This window comes from Bacillus sp. B1(2022), assembly GCF_040259625.1.
In the GTDB taxonomy this organism is placed as follows: domain Bacteria; phylum Bacillota; class Bacilli; order Bacillales; family Bacillaceae; genus Bacillus; species Bacillus velezensis.
The window spans coordinates 105,531-123,386 of the sequence record NZ_JANIFO010000009.1 but is presented as its reverse complement, the minus strand read 5'-3'; the positions used below and the strand labels follow the sequence as shown (position 1 = coordinate 123,386).

The following is a 17,856-nucleotide window of genomic DNA, read 5'->3' as shown; positions in this document are numbered from 1 at the left end:
GAAACAGCAATCAGAAGGAGTTTGAATAATTTGACTATAACGTTTCAAGATTTCCAATTAAGTTCTGATCTCATGAAATCAATCAATCGTATGGGATTTGAAGAAGCAACACCGATCCAGGCACAAACGATTCCGCTCGGACTTTTAAATAAAGATGTCATCGGACAAGCGCAAACAGGTACAGGTAAAACAGCTGCGTTCGGTATACCCCTTGTTGAAAAAATGAACCCCGAGTCTCCTAATATTCAAGCAATCGTAATCGCGCCAACCCGTGAATTAGCCATTCAAGTATCTGAAGAGTTATATAAAATCGGACAAGATAAGCGTGCGAAAGTACTGCCTATTTACGGCGGCCAGGATATCGGACGTCAGATCCGCGCATTGAAGAAAAACCCGCATATCATCGTAGGTACGCCGGGGCGTCTTCTTGACCATATCAACCGCCGCACGATCCGTTTAAACAACGTGAATACGGTTGTCATGGATGAGGCTGATGAAATGCTGAATATGGGATTCATTGATGACATTGAATCCATTCTCTCAAACGTGCCGAGCGACCACCAAACGCTCTTATTCTCAGCAACAATGCCTGCGCCGATCAAACGGATCGCAGAGCGTTTCATGACTGAGCCGGAACACGTAAAAGTAAAAGCGAAAGAAATGACTGTGTCCAACATTCAGCAGTTCTACTTGGAAGTGCAGGAGCGCAAAAAATTCGATACGCTGACTCGTCTTCTTGACATTCAGTCTCCGGAACTTGCGATCGTATTCGGACGTACGAAACGCCGTGTCGATGAGCTTGCTGAAGCCCTGAACCTTCGCGGATATGCGGCTGAAGGAATTCACGGCGACTTAACGCAGGCGAAACGTATGGTTGCGCTTCGTAAATTTAAAGAAGGTGCGATCGAAGTGCTTGTAGCGACTGACGTTGCCGCCCGCGGACTTGATATCTCAGGCGTTACCCACGTTTACAACTTTGACGTGCCTCAAGATCCTGAAAGCTACGTTCACCGTATCGGAAGAACGGGCCGTGCAGGAAAAACGGGTATGGCGATGACGTTTATCACACCGCGTGAGAAAAGCATGCTTCGCGCGATTGAACAAACGACAAAACGCAAAATGGACCGTATGAAAGAGCCGACGCTTGACGAAGCATTAGAAGGACAGCAGCAGGTGACGGTTGACCGTCTGCGCACGGCGATCAGCGAAAACAACCTGAACTTCTACATGACGGCAGCTGCGGAATTGTTAGAAGATCATGATGCAGTGACAGTTGTGGCTGCAGCCATTAAAATGGCGACAAAAGAGCCGGACAGCACGCCTGTACGCCTCACTGATGAAGCGCCGATGGTCAGCAAACGCTATAAAAACCAGCGTACTTCTAAGCGCAGAGACGGCCAAGGCGGCGGCTACCGCGGCGGCAAAGGGAAAACCAACAATCGTTCTTCCTACGATAAAAAACGCTCAAGCGACCGCCGTTCTTCAGGTGACAGACGCCAGAAAAAATCATACTAAAACACAGGAAGCGGACCCTTTTACGGGGTCCGCTTTTTTTTGATATGCCGGAAAGTGAATCTTTTTTGCAAATCAGCCGTATTTGTATGTATGATAAAAAATGGGAGGTAGGTATGTTGAGAGCACAGCCAAAAAATCGAATCAGTCCAAGCGGCTTAAAAGTCTGGCGTCTTCAGGAAATCATCCTGTCCGCCTTCTGTCTTCTGGCCGTTATAGCAGCAGCTGTTTTAAGCCATTTCTTCCATTGGCCGTATTGGATCACCGGAGTCCTCGGCATTATTTGGGTCATCGGTTCAGTGATATCCGTCTATGCCATACCGAAAATCAGGCACAGGATCTGGCGCTATGAAGTCCATGAAAATGAAATTGATATTCAATCCGGCATTTTTATTGTCAAACGGGTCATTGTGCCGATGGTGAGGGTGCAGCACGTAGATACTTCACAAGGCCCGCTCCTCAGAAGGTATCGTCTGGCCTCAGTCAAAATCTCCACGGCGGCAACCGTTCATTCCATTCCGGCGCTTGATATGGAGGAAGCTGACCGGCTGAGGGATTCCATTTCCCGTCTGGCAAGGGTGACGGAAGATGATGTCTGAGCCGAAACGTCTGCACCCGGCGGCCGTGATTTTGAACTTATTCCATATTATTATCGAAACCATTAAAAACATTATTCTGCCATTTTTTCTCGTCTATATTGTAAACTCCAACCACTTCATCCGCTTTTACGGAGGCATTGCGCTCGCCGTCCTGCTTATCTGGCTGATTACAGCTAGTGTGATCGAATGGAGAAAATTTACATACCGGATTGAGGACGGAGAATTCAGAATTGAAGAAGGCTTGTTTTTTACGAAAAAGAGATACATCTCCATTGACCGGATTCAATCAATGAATACGAGTGCCGGCATCATTCAGCAGCTTTTTAAGCTTGTTAAGCTTCAAATCGAAACGGCCGGTGACGGGAAAAACGCCGAGGCCGTCTTATCCGCCATTACTGTGGAAGAGGCGGAACGGATCAGAGCGGCTGTTTTTCAGCAAAAAGCGGAGCAAGAAGAACGAGGGGAGACCGCAGCGGAGCAGGAGCCGATGCGCGGGGAAGATGTGCAATCCGTTTACCGACTGTCTGTAGGTGAGCTGCTTATGGCCGCCTCAACATCCGGGGGAGTCGGTGTCATCATCTCAGCGGTATTCGCCCTCTTTTCTCAGATTGATGAAGTACTTCCGATGGACTGGCTCTATGACAGGTTTTCTTTTCTCAAGCATGCGAGCATCGGTATATACGCCGTGATCATTTTCATAGGATTGTTCATCGCCTGGCTGTTAAGCATCGCCGGTATGATGATCAAGCATGCCAACTTTAAGATAGAAAAAAAGGAACACGACTTGGTCATTACCAGAGGAATTATTGAAAAACATCAAGTGACAATCCCGCTCCGTAAAATCCAAGCCATTAAAATGAAAGAAAATGTGATCAGGCAATTATTCGGATACGCGACGGTTGCGATTGTCAGCGCCGGCAGTGCGGGGAATGAGAAAGAAGGAGCACAGACGATTCTGTTTCCGATCATCCGCAAATCAAAGCTCGGAGTGATGCTGAACGGTTTCACACCGGATTACGTGCTGGAAGAAAACCGGAATCATTTGCCGAAAAGGGCGCTGCGCCGGTATTTATTCCGATCCATAATCTTCTCGGTTTTCGTGATCATCCCGCTTTGTATTCTGTTTAAACCGTGGGGATATGCATCGCTCCTTGTGCTTCCCGTCGAAATGGTGCTTGGATATGCCTCGTTTAGGACAGCGTCATGGTGCATAAACGGCGGCAGGCTTCAGATCACCACGAGGCTGGTCGGGAAGACGACCACGATTATGCTGAGAAGAAGAATGCAAATGTTTGAAGTCAGCCGCTCCTTTCTGCAAAAAAGAAGGCGACTCGCATCTGTGGCTACCGCAGTGAAATCAGCTCACCACATGGAACATGTCATGCTGAAGGATGTCAGCGAGGAAGATGCCGAACGCATCGGGCGCTGGTATTCATATGAAAAAGCGGACGGTTAATACCGCCGCTTTTTTTGCTGCACGCATAAAAAGGAAAGCAAAAATCCGCCTGCCAGTCCGAACAAATGCGCCATAATGTTAATATTAGAGTTGATAAACGTCGACAGCACCGCGATGATAAGCAGGGTCATAATCATTTTCGACTGATCCCGGCCGATCAGCTCCTTGCGGAAAACAGTCAAAAACACATACACGCCGAAAAGTCCGAAGATCGCGCCGGATGCGCCGACATGCACATAATCAAGCGGTTCGGCAAGATACGTGCCGATATTGCCGATGATGCCCGATGCGATGTACACAATCAGAAAACGGACTTTTCCGAGCATCTGCTCAAGCGGGGGCGCGAATAAAAAGAGAGACATGGAGTTAAACAAAAGGTGAGTGAAATTCGCGTGTAAAAACATCGGTGTCACCAGCCGCCACCATTCTCCCGAGGAAACGCCGTAATTATAGCCGGTCACAGCATCTGACCACATCATGACGGAATGAAGCGGCATACTGAAAAACAGCCACAAGAACGCCTGCAGCGCCAAGATACAGCTGACGGCCGGATAACGTCTGATAAAAGTCTGGAAATTTTCCGTTCGTATAAACATCGCAAGCCCCTTTGCATCTGATTTGTTACATATATAGTAACACGTTTATGACATAAACCGTTTTTTAGTACGGACTTTTAGGAGGAATTCACATGATTTTCGGAATCGGAATCGACATCGTTGAACTGCACAGAATTGAAAACATGCTCAGCCGGCAGGCGAGGTTTCCGCAAAGAATATTGACGGAAGCTGAATATGCCCGTTTTACATTGCTGTCGGACAAAAGGAAAATTGAATTTCTCGCGGGAAGATTTGCGGCAAAAGAAGCCTTTTCGAAAGCATACGGCACAGGTATCGGCAAAGAGCTCAGCTTTCAGGATATTGAAACCGGAAACGACAAAGCGGGAAAGCCTGTGCTGGCCTGCGCCAAGCTTGACGGCGCGGCGGTTCACGTCTCCATTACCCATACAAAAGAATACGCCGCGGCACAGGTCGTGATTGAAAGGTTGTCACGCTAGTCTGCATATTAGCCGGAACCCCTTCATATATTTGATAGTGCATTAAGGGAGACAAGTTGTTTGAGGCTTTTATGGTACGCGTCCGTCCGTTCAGGGCGTACCGTTAAAGTCAAACAAGCGATTTCTTCCCTTTACATCAATTGAGAAGAAGGGGTTGAAAAAAGGTGAGAAAAAGCTTTGTTTTGCTTTTAACGGGACTGCTTGCCGTCCTTATTCTTTCGGCCTGCGGCCAAAAATCACAGGAAGATATCGTGAACGGTTTAGATAAGAAGGCGAAAGAATACACCTCGTACAAAGCGAAAGCCAAAATGACCATTGAAACGGGGAGTGATCCGCAAGTATACAATGTGGAAATCTGGCATAAAAAACCTTCCCTGTACCGGGTCTATCTGGAAAATCCGAAAAAAGACCAAAACCAAGTCATTTTACGGAACGCCAACGGAGTCTTTGTCCTCACGCCGTCTCTAAATAAGAGCTTCAGATTCCAAAGCGACTGGCCGAATAACAGCAGCCAAGTATATTTGTTTGAGTCACTTGTAAAGGACGTGCAGCATGACAAAGACGCCGTCTATTCCGCCAAAGATAAAAAGTACACGTTTGAAACAAAAACAAACTATCAGCACAACAAAATGCTGCCGACTCAGGAAATCACTTTCAACAAAAAGGACATGAGCCCGTCGCTCGTCAAAGTCATGGATACAGACCGGAAAGTGATGGTAAAAGTCGAATTCAAAAGCTTTGAATTCAACAAGCCGTTTGATAAAGACTCTTTTGACGAGAAGAAAAATATGACGCTTTCCCAGATGGACGTCGCCACAAGCGCCAAGCCGTCTGATTCATTTGCGGTCAAAACACCGCTTCAAGTGCCGGCCGGCGTCAAAAAGCTTGAAGAGAAAGATATTTCAACGGCGGACGGCAAACGGATCGTCATGACTTACGGCGGAGAAAAATCATTCACCCTTATTCAAGAAAAAGCCCATATCGCAAAAGCCGCCTCTGCCGTCACGCTGAAAGGCGAACCGGTTAATCTCGGCTTCACGGTTGCGGCATTATCTGATACGTCTTTAACGTGGACATATGACGGAGTGGATTATCTTCTGTCATCACAGGATCTTACAAAAGATGAAATGGTGGCCGCCGCCAAAAGCATGCAGGGACAGTCGTCAAAATAACGTCAAAAAAGAGGCCGCCGCTGTCGGTCTCTTTTTTGATTCCATTTCACTTTGCAGAATAATTTTAGTATGATAATAACAATATGAATTGAAAATAATGCTAGGAAGTGTATCGAATGAACACAGCATCCTTTTACAGAGAAACGTGGGCGGAAATCAACCTGTCCGCGATTAAAGAAAATGTCACGCATATGAAAAAACACATCGGGCAAAACGTCCATCTCATGGCGGTTGTAAAGGCGAACGCTTACGGCCACGGAGATTTGGAAGTTGGGAAAGCCGCGCTTGAAGCGGGTGCCTCTTGTCTTGCCGTAGCCATACTGGATGAAGCGATTTCATTGAGAAAACGGGGCATTACAGCGCCGATTCTCGTGCTTGGCGCCGTGCCGCCCGAATATGTACAAGCAGCTGCCGAGTATGACGTAACACTCACGGGGTATTCTGTTGAATGGCTTCAGGAAGCTGCGCGCCACCTCGGAAGTGCGACAGTGCCGTTTCATCTGAAAGTCGACACCGGCATGAACAGACTCGGAGTCAAAACGGAGGAAGAAATCCAAAGCGTGTTAAAAATCCTCAGCCAAAATCCCGGTTTAGTCTGTAAAGGCGTATTCACCCACTTTGCTACCGCGGATGAGAAAAACAGAGATTATTTCCTCTTCCAGTTTGACCGCTTTAAAACATTGATCGCTCCGCTTCCTTTAAAAGAATTGATGGTGCACTGCGCGAACAGCGCTGCCGGACTTCGTCTTAAAAAAGGCTTCTTTAACGCGGTTCGTTTCGGCATCAGTATGTACGGGCTTCGTCCTTCTGCTGACATCCAAAGCGAAATTCCGTTTCAATTAAAGCCGGCTTTTGCGCTGCACTCTGTTTTATCCCATGTGAAAAAGATCCGCAAAGGGGAAAGCGTCAGCTACGGCGCAACATATACGGCAGAGAAGGATCAATGGATCGGAACGGTTCCCATCGGCTATGCGGACGGGTGGCTCCGCAAGCTGAGCGGCACGTCTGTGCTGATCGGCGGCAAACGGATGAACATCGCGGGAAGAATCTGCATGGATCAATTGATGGTCGAATTAGATCAATCTTATCCGCCGGGCACCAAAGTCACCCTGATCGGCAGCCAGAAGGGAGAAACGATCACGATGGATGAAATCGCAGGGCGGCTTGAGACGATTAATTACGAGGTCCCTTGTACCATTAGTTCCCGCGTTCCCCGTATGTTTTTGGAAAATGAGAGTATAATGGAAGTAAGAAATCCTTTACTGCAAGATAATACAAACAAGTAGCCGTCATCCGGAAAAAGAGAATTTATAAAACAGCTTTGCTTGACGTTTGAATAATGGTATCATTATGTCTGGATGGATGTATTGGTCGTATCCGTAAGTTTGGTGGAGGTGTATGTTTTTTGTCTGAATCCAGCGCAAGAACCGAAATGAAAATCAGCTTGCCTGAAAACTTAGTAGCTGAATTGGATGGTGTAGCGATGCGGGAGAAACGAAGCAGAAACGAACTGATATCACAAGCAGTGAGAGCGTATGTCAGCGAACGGACAACTCGCCATAACCGTGATTTGATGAGACGCGGGTATATGGAAATGGCGAAAATCAACTTGAATATCTCTTCTGAGGCTCACTATGCTGAGTGCGAAGCAGAAACGACCGTTGAGCGCTTAGTCAGCGGAGGATAATCATTTTGATTGTAAAGCGCGGCGATGTTTATTTTGCTGATTTATCTCCTGTTGTTGGCTCAGAGCAAGGCGGCGTACGCCCGGTTTTAGTGATCCAAAATGATATCGGAAATCGCTTTAGCCCGACTGCTATTGTTGCAGCCATAACAGCCCAAATACAGAAAGCGAAATTACCAACCCACGTCGAAATTGATGCAAAACGCTACGGTTTTGAAAGAGATTCCGTTATTTTGCTGGAGCAAATTCGGACGATTGACAAGCAAAGATTAACGGATAAAATAACTCATCTGGATGATGAAATGATGGATAAGGTTGATGAAGCCCTGCAAATCAGTTTGGCACTCATTGATTTTTAGTCATATTTTGGTTGCTCATATAGAGCAACTTTTTTTGTTTTCGAAAAACATAAGCGCTATAATAAAGAGATAATCAAACAAAATTTGTTGTTTTGTGTCGGGAGGTCAGTGAAACCCATGTCGAATCAGAAAGTGTATCAGTTCATCATTGATCAGCATGATGAACTGCTTGATACTTGGACAGCCAAACTAAAAGAAGTAGGCAATCAGGAAGACTATCAGCTTACGAATCACATATGTGAAAATATTTGTAAAGACTATATAGACATTCTTTTATTATCGACTAAAAATGACGAGGCCACGGAAGAGCAGATCAGTGAACTCGCACTGCGCGCCGTTCAGCTCGGCCTGTCACTGAAACTTCTTTCAGCCACCCTGTCAGAGTTTTGGAAACTGCTTTACGAAACGATGGTCGACCTTAATATGGCCGATCAGGACAGAGCAGATTTGATTTTGGAAATAGACAGCTTTTTCAATCCGATCAACACGGAAATCTTAAATCAGTATTCTATCTCCTGGGAAAAAACGGTTACTTTGCAAAAAATCGCGCTTCAGGAATTGTCGGCTCCGCTGATCCCGGTATTTGAGCATGTAACGGTCATGCCGCTTGTCGGGACGATTGATACGGAGCGTGCAAAGCACATTATGGAAAATCTGTTAAACGGCGTCGTGAAGCACCGTTCACAGGTTGTATTAATTGATATCACGGGCGTGCCGGTCGTTGATACGATGGTGGCGCACCATATTATTCAGGCATCAGAAGCGGTGCGGCTTGTCGGCGCGAAATGCCTGCTCGTCGGAATCCGTCCGGAAATCGCGCAGACGATCGTTAATCTGGGAATTGATTTGTCGCAGGTTATTACGAAGAATACCCTTCAAAAAGGAATTCAAACAGCGCTTGAAATGACAAATCGAAAAATCGTTTCATTGGGGGAATAACATTGTGAGACATCCAAAAATCCCGATCCTGAAACTGTATAACTGCTTATTGGTATCCATCCAATGGGAACTTGACGATCAGACAGCTTTGCATTTTCAAGAAGATCTGCTGAACAAAATCTATGAAACCGGCGCAAACGGGGTCGTCATTGACCTGACATCCGTTGACATGATCGATTCATTTATCGCGAAAGTGCTCGGCGATGTCATCACCATGTCTAAATTGATGGGCGCAAAGGTCGTATTGACGGGAATTCAGCCGGCTGTGGCGGTCACATTGATTGAACTCGGAATCTCACTTGAGGAAATTGAAACGGCGCTCGATTTAGAGCAAGGGCTTGAGACATTGAAGCGGGAATTGGGGGAATAGCGATGAACGACCAATCCTGTGTGAAAATCATGACAGAATGGGATATCGTAGCCGCCAGACAGCTTGGCCGCAACGTTGCGAAGGAATTAGGCTTCGGTACGGTGGACCAGGCCAGAATCACGACGGCTATCTCAGAATTGGCCAGAAACATTTACTTATATGCAGGCAAAGGCCAGGTCAGCATAGAACAAGTAAACGACAGAGGGAAAAAAGGCCTTAAAATTATAGCAGAAGACAAAGGACCCGGAATCCCCGACATCCGTAAAGTGATGGAAGACGGCTTTTCAACGTCAGGCGGACTGGGAGCGGGACTTCCGGGCGTCAAAAGGCTGATGGACGAATTCAGCCTGCAATCTGTTGCAGAGGAAGGAACAGAGATTCAAGCCGTAAAATGGCTTCGGTAGGAGGTTAGAACGTGGATTTCAGGGAGGTTATAGAGCAGCGGTATCATCAGCTGCTTAGCCGATATATAGCCGAATTAACAGAAACATCTTTATATCAAGCCCAAAAATTCAGCCGAAAAACGATTGAACATCAGGTTCCTCCGGAGGAGATTATCAGTATCCACCGAAAAGTAGTAAAGGAACTGTATCCGGATCTGCCGGAAGATGTTTTTCATTCGCTGGATTTTTTAATAGAAGTCATGATTGGCTACGGGATGGCTTATCAGGAACATCAAAGTCTGAGAGATATCCAGCAGGAGCTTCGTTCAGAAATTGAAATTGCCGCAAATGTTCAGCAGACGCTGCTTGGCACAAAAATTCCTGAAGAAGAAGATCTGGATATCGGGGCGATCAGCGTCCCCGCCAAACAGATGAGCGGGGATTATTATCACTTTGTCAAAGACAAGGAATCGATTAACATCGCGATAGCCGATGTCATCGGAAAAGGAATCCCCGCCGCATTGTGCATGTCGATGATCAAGTATGCCATGGACTCTCTTCCGGAGATCGGCATTCACCCCTCCCAAGTGCTGAAAAATCTTAACCGCGTTGTAGAACAGAACGTGGATTCAAGCATGTTTATCACTATGTTTTACGCAAACTACAATACGAAAAATCACCAATTTACATATGCCTCTGCGGGGCATGAACCGGGCTTCTACTACTCTGAAAAAGAAAAAAAGTTTTATGATCTGGAGGCAAAAGGATTGGTGCTGGGAATTTCTCAGGATTTTGATTACAGCCAATATGAACAGCACATGGACGAAGGAGACATGATCGTTCTTTTTTCTGACGGCGTCACCGAATGCCGTACCGAAAACGGTTTCTTAGAACGCAGCGACATTCAGCGCATGCTGGAAGAACATATGGACTGCTCCTCGCAGGATATGGTCAAAAACATTTACGACAGCCTGCTGAGACTCCAGGACTTTCAGCTTCACGACGATTTTACGTTAATTGTTTTGAAAAGAAAGGTTTAAAAAAACAGCAGCACGGGTAAAAAGCCATTAGCACGAGTAAGGATAACTTTCAGAGGTGATACGATGAATTTAACGGTAGATATGAAGGAGAATCTTTCAGATATACAAATCAATATCGCTGGAGAAATCGATGTATACTCAGCTCCGGTGGTTCGTGAAAAGCTGATGCCCCTGGCAAACGAGGGGAAGGACATGAGAATCTGCTTAAAAGATGTAAATTATATGGACAGTACGGGTTTAGGCGTTTTTGTAGGCGTGTTTAAAACGGTGAGCAAGGAAGGCGGCTCTCTCAAGCTTGAGAATCTTTCCGACCGGCTCGTCCGTCTGTTTGAAATTACGGGGCTTAAGGACATCATCGACATTTCGGCAAAGTCAGAAGGTGGCGTGCAATGAGTACATCAGTTGATTATATAGAGATGAAAATTCCGGCCGAACCGGAATATGTAGGAATCGTCAGGCTTACGTTATCAGGGGTCGCAAGCAGAATGGGCTATACCTATGATGACATTGAAGATTTAAAAATCGCTGTCAGCGAAGCTTGTACAAACGCTGTCCAGCATGCATACAAAGATGAAAATAAGGGAGAAGTATCCGTGCGGTTCGGTGTATTTGAGGATCGGCTGGAGGTCATTGTCGCCGATCAGGGAGACAGCTTTGATTTTGATCAGAAGCAGCAGGATCTCGGGCCGTACACCCCTTCGCACACAGTCGATCAATTGTCAGAAGGAGGGCTCGGTCTGTATTTAATGGAAACGCTCATGGATGAAGTCAAAGTTCAAAGCAACTCTGGCGTAACCGTGGCGATGACAAAGTATTTAAATGGGGAGCGAGTTGATCATGGCACAACCATCAAAAACTACGAAACTAACTAAAGATGAAGTTGATCGGCTCATACGCGACTTTCAAACACATGATAATAAAGAAGCCCAGGAAACACTCGTCGAGGTGTATACCAATCTCGTCGAAATGCTGGCAAAGAAATATTCAAAAGGAAAAAGCTTTCATGAAGACCTCCGCCAGGTCGGGATGATCGGACTTCTCGGAGCCATTAAACGGTATGATCCCGAGGTCGGCAAATCCTTTGAAGCATTTGCGATTCCGACCATCATCGGCGAGATCAAACGCTTCCTCAGAGATAAAACATGGAGCGTACACGTCCCGAGACGGATTAAAGAACTCGGGCCGCGCATTAAAATGGCGGTGGATCAGCTGACGACAGAGACGCAGCGGTCGCCGAAAGTCGAAGAAATCGCAGCCTTTCTCGATGTGTCAGAAGAGGAAGTGCTTGAAACGATGGAGATGGGAAAAAGCTATCAGGCGCTGTCTGTCGATCACAGCATCGAAGCGGATGCGGACGGAAGCACCGTCACGATTTTAGATATCGTCGGGTCGCAGGAGGAAGGATACGAACGCGTCAACCAGCAGATGATGATCAAAAGCGTGCTTCATGTGCTGTCCGACCGCGAAAAACAGATTATCGATCTAACATTTGTGCAAAATAAAAGCCAAAAAGAAACAGGGGACATTCTCGGAATATCTCAAATGCACGTCTCGCGCCTGCAGCGGAAAGCGGTGAAAAAACTGAGAGAGGCCTTGATTGGAGATCCCTCCATGGAGCTAATGTAATGATTCAGGTTGAAGAAAATGAACATGTTCAAACTCTTGTATACCAATTAAATAAAGAAGGCAAGTCCATATGCGGCGACAGCTTTTTTATGAAGGCGAATGAAGAAGAATTAGTTTGCGCGGTAGCGGACGGTCTCGGCAGCGGATCTCTTGCCAACGAATCCTCGTCAGCCATTAAAGATATCGTGGAAACGTATGCGGATGAGGATGTGGAAAGCATCATTGAGCGCTGCAATCAAGCGATGAAAAACAAAAGAGGGGCGACTGCCTCCATCTTAAAAATCAATTTCATCAAAAGGGAATTGACATACTGCTCGATCGGCAACGTCCGTTTCTTCCTGCACTCCCCATCAGGCGAAGTCTTTCATCCGCTGCCGATTTCGGGTTACCTCTCAGGCAAACCGCAAAGATACAAAACGTATACGTCATCATACGAAAAAGGGGCGAGGTTCATCATCTACACGGATGGGCTTGAGGTTCCGCATATCCGCACCTGCTTAAAGCAGGGACACTCAATAGAAGATATATCAAAATCACTTCATCCGTACACAACATCAAGACGTGATGATTTGACCTATATTCTAGGGCAGCTTTTATCGTAAGGCTGCTTTTTTTATGTTCCGCCGTTTTTTGATACACTAGAGAAAGAATGAAGAGATGGAGGCTTTTGTGATATGGAAACGTTAGCCCTTTTGAAAAAACAAATCGCTGAAGAAACAGCGTTATCCCAAAAACATGTCGAAAGTGTCATCCGCCTGCTGGAAGACGGCAATACCGTCCCGTTTATTGCGCGGTACCGAAAAGAGCAGACCGGCTCAATGGACGAGGTGCAGATTCAGGCAATCTCCGAGCGGTGGCAATACATACAAAACCTGACGCAGCGGAAAGAAGAAGTCATCAGATTGATCTCTGAGCAGGACAAGCTGACGGTAGGGCTGAAGCAAAAAATCGAACAAGCGGTCAAGCTTCAGGAAGTCGAGGATTTATACCGTCCCTTCAAACAAAAACGGAAAACAAAAGCCACCGTCGCCAAAAGCAAAGGCCTTGAACCGCTTGCGGACTATATTCTTTCTCTCCCGAAAGAAAACCGCCTTCACGACATCGCTGATCAATATATCAGTGCAGAAAAAGAAGTCGCTTCAAGAGAGGAAGCCATCGAAGGCGCGAAGCACATCATAGCCGAACAAATCTCGGATGATCCTCATTTCAGAAAGTGGATCCGCCAGGAAACGTATAAAAAAGGAATTCTCACTTCCGCGGCAGGCAAGTCAGCCGCAGATGACGAGAAAAACGTCTATGAAATGTACTACGAGTACGAAGAGCCGATCCAAAAGGTCGTTCCTCACAGAGTGCTTGCGATGAACCGCGGTGAAAAAGAAGGCATTTTAAAGATTGCGATCGAACCGCCCGCCGATCAGATAAAAGCTTATTTAGAAAAGCAAATTATCAAACACCGTGAAACGCCTGTGAAAGAAACGCTGAAAGAAGCCATTGAGGACAGTTACAAACGTCTGATCCAGCCGGCTATTGAGCGCGATATCCGCAAAGAACTGTCAGAAAAAGCAGACGCGCAGGCGATTCATATTTTCGCTGAAAATCTGCGTAAGCTCCTGCTGCAGCCGCCGATGAAGGGGAAAGTTGTGCTCGGCGTCGATCCGGCCTTCCGTACGGGGTGCAAACTGGCAGTTGTTGATGAGACGGGAAAAGTGCTGAAAATCGACGTCATTTACCCGCACGCTCCCGTAAAAAAGACAGCGGAAGCCCGGAAAAAAATCAAAGAATTGCTGGACCGGTACGAAGTCGAGGTTGTGGCGATCGGAAACGGCACGGCATCAAGAGAGACAGAGCAATTCGTCGTTGATGTGCTGAAAGAAACAGAACGTGACATTTATTATGTCATCGTCAACGAGGCCGGAGCAAGCGTGTATTCCGCGTCAGAAATCGCCCGTGAAGAATTTCCGGATTTTCAGGTCGAAGAGCGCAGCGCCGTCTCCATCGCGCGGAGGTTGCAGGACCCGCTGGCCGAGCTTGTAAAAATTGATCCTAAATCCGTCGGCGTCGGGCAATACCAGCATGATGTCAGCCAAAAGCATTTAAATGAATCACTCCGTTTTGTCGTAGAGACCGTCGTCAACCAAGTCGGGGTGAATGTCAATACAGCATCAGCCGCGCTGCTTCAATATGTAGCCGGGTTATCCAAAACCGTTGCCGGTAATATCGTTAAAAAAAGGGAAGAGCTCGGAAAATTTACAAACCGCAAAGAGCTGAAAGAAATCCCGCGTCTCGGCGCAAAAACATATGAACAGTGCATCGGCTTTTTGAGAGTGCCCGGAGGACGGGAGCCGCTCGACCGCACCGGGATACACCCGGAAAGCTATAAAGAGACAAAGGCGCTGCTCAAAAAACTGCAGCTCACTGCGGATCAGATCGGAAGCGCGGACGCAAAAGAGAAAATCAGCGCATTGCCGCTGTCTGAAACGGCTGAAGAGCTCGGTATAGGGGAAATTACGCTTGCGGATATTTGCGGGCAGCTGACAAGGCCGGAGCGAGATCCTCGTGACGAAGTGCCGAAGCCTTTGCTGAAAAAAGACGTTCTGCAGCTTGAGGATTTAAAGGAAGGAATGGAATTGCAGGGCACCGTCCGCAACGTTGTAGACTTCGGCGCTTTCGTCGATATCGGCGTCAAACAGGACGGGCTTGTGCACATTTCAAAACTGAGCAATCAATTCGTCAAACATCCTCTCGACGTCGTATCGGTCGGAGACATCGTCACCGTATGGGTTGAAGGGGTGGACGTGCAAAAAGGCAGAGTGTCGCTGTCTATGGTAAAATAAAAGCACTGCTTACGAGCAGTGTTTTTTTCTGTAGAAATACCAGCACTGATTCAGCAGTTTGATTTGGTAATTGTCCTTTTCTAAAAACGCTTTTTGCATTTGTTTCATCAGCCAATTCGGCATGGCTCATTCCTCCTCAGCTTTTAGTTAGAGGTCGGTTTTAACACATTGTATGCGAACGGTGAATTGTCCCGTTCAATGTTTTTAAAGCGGGGTGCACATATGGATAACGAACAACTTCAAAAGCTGACGGAAGACATCTCTGCACAAGATTTCGGAAAGCCGTTCCGTCACCGGGCCTTTTTCAATGACCGGCTGAAAACGACAGGCGGCCGCTACATGCTGTCTTCCCATAACATCGAATTAAACCGAAAATATCTGATCGAACACGGACGGAGCGAGCTGGAAGGCATCATCAAACACGAGCTGTGCCATTACCATCTTCACCTTGAAGGAAAAGGGTACAAGCACAGAGACAAAGACTTCAGAGATCTTCTTCAGAAAGTCGGAGCGCCGAGATTCTGCACGCCGCTGCAAACAAAAAAGACACAAAAGAAAACATATATGTATAGATGCGCGGCCTGCGGCCAACAGTATATAAAGAAGCGGGCAATGAACCCGGAAAGATATGCCTGCGGAAAGTGCAGAGGAAAAATCAAAAGAATTTTTTAAAAAGGCTTGACTCATTTTAATGTTCTATGTTAAATTATAAAAGTCGTTGAGAGACAACGACACTTTCTCAAAAAAATAAATGTTGCTTCTTGACACAATATGTCGCATCATTTATAATGAAGAAAGTCTGATTATTCCACAGTAGCTCAGTGGTAGAGCTATCGGCTGTTAACCGATCGGTCGCAGGTTCGAATCCTGCCTGTGGAGCCATATGGAGAAGTACTCAAGTGGCTGAAGAGGCGCCCCTGCTAAGGGTGTAGGTCGCGTAAGCGGCGCGAGGGTTCAAATCCCTCCTTCTCCGCCAGATAAGTTCTCAACCAGACGGCCCGTTGGTCAAGCGGTTAAGACACCGCCCTTTCACGGCGGTAACACGGGTTCGAATCCCGTACGGGTCACCATTTACCTTCGTTGGGCTATAGCCAAGCGGTAAGGCAACGGACTTTGACTCCGTCATGCGTTGGTTCGAATCCAGCTAGCCCAGCCATTTTATTTAAAATTTTGAATCACTTTTAGAGCGAGCCATTAGCTCAGTTGGTAGAGCATCTGACTTTTAATCAGAGGGTCGAAGGTTCGAGTCCTTCATGGCTCACCACTTGTCACGCGGGTGTGGCGGAATTGGCAGACGCGCTAGACTTAGGATCTAGTGTCTTACGACGTGGGGGTTCGAGTCCCTTCACCCGCACTTTCTTTTCAAAGTGCTGATCATCATCACTAGCTTATATGCTTAGTGGAAAGACAGCTTCATAGCACGCGGTCGTGGCGGAATGGCAGACGCGCTAGGTTGAGGGCCTAGTGGGTGAATAACCCGTGGAGGTTCAAGTCCTCTCGGCCGCATCTCAATGATACCAAGGGTTTAACCACCTTTGGTATTATTTTTTTATGCTGAAAATACGGCCTTGAAAAAGGACTTGCTCACCAAAACTCACCGGTTACTTAAAGTAAGTCGTCCAAACGGTCAGCAGTTTCCTTCTGTTTATTAGGGAAAAGGTGTCCGTAAGTATTCATAGAAAAGAAACAGAACTATGTCCTAATCGTTCTTTTATTACTAAATAATCTTCCCCTTGATGGATAAGCAAAGCTACATGTGAATGCCTCAAGTCATGGAAACGGATAGCCTCCACTTTTCCTCTTTGACAAATCTGTTTTATTTTTCTGCTGAAAATATCTTTGGTAGGCGGTCTATCTTTGTATTGAAACATATAACTTTCTTCTGATTGATGAATTCCTAATTCGTAAAAGATTTCCTTCTGATGTCGTCTCCATTCATCAAGTAACGTTATAAGTTTTGAATTAATACTTATACGGCGAATAGAATTTTTAGTTTTAGGAGCTGTAATTATATATTCTTGATTTATATATGTTAAAGCTTTGTATACGTTGATTTCTCTTCTAAACTTATCTAAATCTTTCCATTGAAGCGCTAAAATTTCTCCTAAGCGCATTCCAGTTAGATAATCGGTAGTGTAGAACACTTTAAAAATAAATTCATCTTTTTCTATGAGACTAATAAATTCTTTGAACTGATCAGGGGTCCAAAATTTCATCTGTTTTTTTACAACACTTAAACTTTTTACCTTTGCACATGGATTTTTGATTAAAACATCTTCTACGATACCTATATCAAAAATTTTGCTGAGAATGATCATTGTGTTGTTAATTGTTTTGTTTTCAAGTCCTTTATCAATTAGTGATTTTTGAAAGTCTTTAATTTCATTATGAGTAACTTTTTTGACGATACAATTTTCAAAATGCGGTATGATGTGTTTTTCTATTGTATATTTTTCAATATTATAATAATTAGGCTTATGGTGAAGTTTGCATTGATCCAAGTAAATGTTCACTAGTGCAGAAAAACTGACTTCCTTCTCGCTTGTTAGTAAACCATCACTGTGCGCTTTTTTTATTGCGTGATACATTTCTTCAGCCAGTTTTTTCGTTTTTAAGGTCATTGTTTTTCTTTTGCGTTTACCTGTTACTGGATCAAAACCAAGAGACTGACGAGGATGTTGAATTTTCACACAAGGATGTTGTGAATCTAAACAGAGAAATATACAATAAACAAGAGGTGCACTCAGTTAGAGCGCACCTTTTTGTATATCATGAATGTCCACAAATTTACATAAATATGTTTGCTTCTTTCTTTTTTCGCCAAAGGT

General features: G+C 45.8%; 20 protein-coding genes, 7 tRNA genes and 1 pseudogene. 25 read left to right on the top strand and 3 right to left on the bottom strand.

The genetic code is table 11. The features are described from left to right. The first annotated feature begins 30 nt into the window (after positions 1 to 30). From cshA to NQS30_RS16005, 3 genes are all read left to right on the top strand, one after another. The gene (cshA, locus tag NQS30_RS16015; protein WP_015239193.1) at positions 31 to 1,515 is read left to right on the top strand and encodes a degradosome RNA helicase CshA; all 1,485 of its coding nucleotides are present in this window, start codon (positions 31 to 33) and stop codon (positions 1,513 to 1,515) included. Between the two features lie 116 nt (positions 1,516 to 1,631). Then, positions 1,632 to 2,111: a PH domain-containing protein gene (locus NQS30_RS16010; RefSeq protein ID WP_003156195.1), complete on the top strand. Its 480-nt coding sequence runs from the start codon at positions 1,632 to 1,634 to the stop codon at positions 2,109 to 2,111. Beyond that, entirely contained in the window at positions 2,101 to 3,567 is a 1,467-nt protein-coding gene (locus tag NQS30_RS16005) for a PH domain-containing protein (protein WP_218791499.1), read from the top strand. Before NQS30_RS16010 ends, NQS30_RS16005 begins: the two co-directional genes overlap by 11 nt. Here the strand turns inward: NQS30_RS16005 and NQS30_RS16000 are convergent. Beyond that, positions 3,564 to 4,163, bottom strand: coding sequence for a rhomboid family intramembrane serine protease (locus NQS30_RS16000; RefSeq protein WP_003156193.1), 600 nt, complete (start codon positions 4,161 to 4,163; stop codon positions 3,564 to 3,566). The two genes, NQS30_RS16005 and NQS30_RS16000, sit on opposite strands and share 4 nt — an antisense overlap. Positions 4,164 to 4,255: 92 nt before the next feature. Here NQS30_RS16000 and acpS point away from each other — a divergent pair, with 92 nt between their 5' ends. The 14 genes from acpS to NQS30_RS15930 all read left to right on the top strand — a co-directional run bounded on the left by acpS (position 4,256) and on the right by NQS30_RS15930 (position 15,028). Next, positions 4,256 to 4,621, top strand: coding sequence for a holo-ACP synthase (gene acpS / locus NQS30_RS15995; RefSeq protein ID WP_007410229.1), 366 nt, complete (start codon positions 4,256 to 4,258; stop codon positions 4,619 to 4,621). A gap of 164 nt (positions 4,622 to 4,785) precedes the next feature. Continuing rightward, complete coding sequence (locus NQS30_RS15990; RefSeq protein ID WP_007410230.1) at positions 4,786 to 5,793, top strand: LolA family protein; 1,008 nt, start codon at positions 4,786 to 4,788, stop codon at positions 5,791 to 5,793. Between the two features lie 116 nt (positions 5,794 to 5,909). Further along, on the top strand, positions 5,910 to 7,079 hold the full coding sequence (gene alr / locus NQS30_RS15985) for an alanine racemase (protein WP_025284272.1): 1,170 nt from the start codon (positions 5,910 to 5,912) through the stop codon (positions 7,077 to 7,079). A gap of 119 nt (positions 7,080 to 7,198) precedes the next feature. After that, positions 7,199 to 7,480 (top strand): type II toxin-antitoxin system antitoxin EndoAI, encoded by a 282-nt coding sequence (endB, locus tag NQS30_RS15980; protein ID WP_003156188.1) that lies wholly within the window; start codon positions 7,199 to 7,201, stop codon positions 7,478 to 7,480. 5 nt (positions 7,481 to 7,485) lie between these two features. Next, on the top strand, positions 7,486 to 7,836 hold the full coding sequence (gene ndoA, locus NQS30_RS15975) for a type II toxin-antitoxin system endoribonuclease NdoA (protein WP_003156187.1): 351 nt from the start codon (positions 7,486 to 7,488) through the stop codon (positions 7,834 to 7,836). Between the two features lie 117 nt (positions 7,837 to 7,953). Further along, entirely contained in the window at positions 7,954 to 8,775 is an 822-nt protein-coding gene (locus NQS30_RS15970; RefSeq protein ID WP_003156182.1) for an STAS domain-containing protein, read from the top strand. Between the two features lie 4 nt (positions 8,776 to 8,779). After that, entirely contained in the window at positions 8,780 to 9,145 is a 366-nt protein-coding gene (rsbS, locus tag NQS30_RS15965; protein ID WP_003156180.1) for an RsbT antagonist protein RsbS, read from the top strand. A gap of 2 nt (positions 9,146 to 9,147) precedes the next feature. Further along, positions 9,148 to 9,549 carry an anti-sigma regulatory factor gene (locus NQS30_RS15960; protein WP_003156178.1) on the top strand — a complete coding sequence of 134 codons (402 nt, stop codon included), beginning with the start codon at positions 9,148 to 9,150 and terminating at the stop codon, positions 9,547 to 9,549. An 11-nt stretch (positions 9,550 to 9,560) separates the two neighbouring features. Beyond that, complete coding sequence (locus NQS30_RS15955) at positions 9,561 to 10,568, top strand: PP2C family protein-serine/threonine phosphatase (RefSeq protein ID WP_052827076.1); 1,008 nt, start codon at positions 9,561 to 9,563, stop codon at positions 10,566 to 10,568. A 63-nt stretch (positions 10,569 to 10,631) separates the two neighbouring features. Next, a complete protein-coding gene (gene rsbV, locus NQS30_RS15950; protein WP_003156176.1) occupies positions 10,632 to 10,961 on the top strand; it encodes an anti-sigma factor antagonist RsbV in 330 nt (109 codons plus the stop codon). Continuing rightward, positions 10,958 to 11,440: an anti-sigma B factor RsbW gene (rsbW, locus tag NQS30_RS15945; RefSeq protein ID WP_003156173.1), complete on the top strand. Its 483-nt coding sequence runs from the start codon at positions 10,958 to 10,960 to the stop codon at positions 11,438 to 11,440. Before rsbV ends, rsbW begins: the two co-directional genes overlap by 4 nt. Beyond that, positions 11,406 to 12,194, top strand: coding sequence for an RNA polymerase sigma factor SigB (gene sigB, locus NQS30_RS15940; protein ID WP_003156171.1), 789 nt, complete (start codon positions 11,406 to 11,408; stop codon positions 12,192 to 12,194). Before rsbW ends, sigB begins: the two co-directional genes overlap by 35 nt. Then, positions 12,194 to 12,796, top strand: a complete 603-nt coding sequence (rsbX, locus tag NQS30_RS15935; protein WP_007410234.1) for a phosphoserine phosphatase RsbX — start codon at positions 12,194 to 12,196, stop codon at positions 12,794 to 12,796. The genes sigB and rsbX overlap by 1 nt, the downstream gene beginning before the upstream one ends. Positions 12,797 to 12,868: 72 nt before the next feature. Then, positions 12,869 to 15,028, top strand: a complete 2,160-nt coding sequence (locus tag NQS30_RS15930) for a Tex family protein (protein WP_218791500.1) — start codon at positions 12,869 to 12,871, stop codon at positions 15,026 to 15,028. A 9-nt stretch (positions 15,029 to 15,037) separates the two neighbouring features. On the opposite strand, the gene cmpA is transcribed toward NQS30_RS15930, so the two are convergent. Next, complete coding sequence (gene cmpA / locus NQS30_RS15925; protein ID WP_003156164.1) at positions 15,038 to 15,151, bottom strand: cortex morphogenetic protein CmpA; 114 nt, start codon at positions 15,149 to 15,151, stop codon at positions 15,038 to 15,040. A gap of 99 nt (positions 15,152 to 15,250) precedes the next feature. Between cmpA and NQS30_RS15920 the strand changes: the two genes are divergently transcribed. From NQS30_RS15920 to NQS30_RS15885, 8 genes are all read left to right on the top strand, one after another. Then, on the top strand, positions 15,251 to 15,700 hold the full coding sequence (locus NQS30_RS15920) for a SprT family protein (RefSeq protein WP_015239199.1): 450 nt from the start codon (positions 15,251 to 15,253) through the stop codon (positions 15,698 to 15,700). 135 nt (positions 15,701 to 15,835) lie between these two features. Beyond that, a tRNA-Asn gene (locus NQS30_RS15915) sits at positions 15,836 to 15,910 on the top strand. Positions 15,911 to 15,913: 3 nt separating this feature from the next. Then, positions 15,914 to 16,004: transfer RNA gene (locus NQS30_RS15910), tRNA-Ser, on the top strand. A gap of 19 nt (positions 16,005 to 16,023) precedes the next feature. Then, positions 16,024 to 16,098, top strand: a tRNA-Glu gene (locus NQS30_RS15905). 11 nt (positions 16,099 to 16,109) lie between these two features. Then, positions 16,110 to 16,184, top strand: a tRNA-Gln gene (locus NQS30_RS15900). A gap of 32 nt (positions 16,185 to 16,216) precedes the next feature. Continuing rightward, positions 16,217 to 16,292, top strand: a tRNA-Lys gene (locus NQS30_RS15895). Between the two features lie 8 nt (positions 16,293 to 16,300). After that, positions 16,301 to 16,382, top strand: a tRNA-Leu gene (locus NQS30_RS15890). A gap of 68 nt (positions 16,383 to 16,450) precedes the next feature. Further along, positions 16,451 to 16,534, top strand: a tRNA-Leu gene (locus tag NQS30_RS15885). Between the two features lie 99 nt (positions 16,535 to 16,633). Here the strand turns inward: NQS30_RS15885 and NQS30_RS15880 are convergent. After that, a pseudogene (locus NQS30_RS15880) lies at positions 16,634 to 17,718 on the bottom strand (tyrosine-type recombinase/integrase). Positions 17,719 to 17,856: the final 138 nt, after the last annotated feature.